The sequence below is a fragment of the Desulfosporosinus metallidurans genome (assembly GCF_001936615.1).
GTDB lineage: Bacteria > Bacillota > Desulfitobacteriia > Desulfitobacteriales > Desulfitobacteriaceae > Desulfosporosinus > Desulfosporosinus metallidurans.
The window spans coordinates 1-216 of sequence record NZ_MLBF01000263.1 but is presented as its reverse complement, the minus strand read 5'-3'; the positions used below and the strand labels follow the sequence as shown (position 1 = coordinate 216).

The window sequence follows — 216 nt, the reverse complement described above, 5'->3', positions numbered from 1 at the left end:
CCGTACAAATTCATAGGGGAATGCACCAAATGTAATGAGAATCTTAGGCTGATGTTCAAGCACACTTTCCCGAAACATCTCGATTTCTTTAGCTACTTCGGCTGCCCACCAATTTAAAGTATTAGGAACGATTCCAATGTCACTTACAGCATTTTTTACGAAAATATTTTCTGTGTCTATCCTTGTATGGAGTTTTCGAAATACTTTGTCCTGAAC

1 pseudogene is annotated in these 216 nt (G+C 38.0%); it reads right to left on the bottom strand.

Annotation, left to right across the window (positions count from 1 at the left end):
• A pseudogene (locus tag DSOL_RS28630) lies at positions 1 to 216 on the bottom strand (hypothetical protein); the annotation flags it as partial.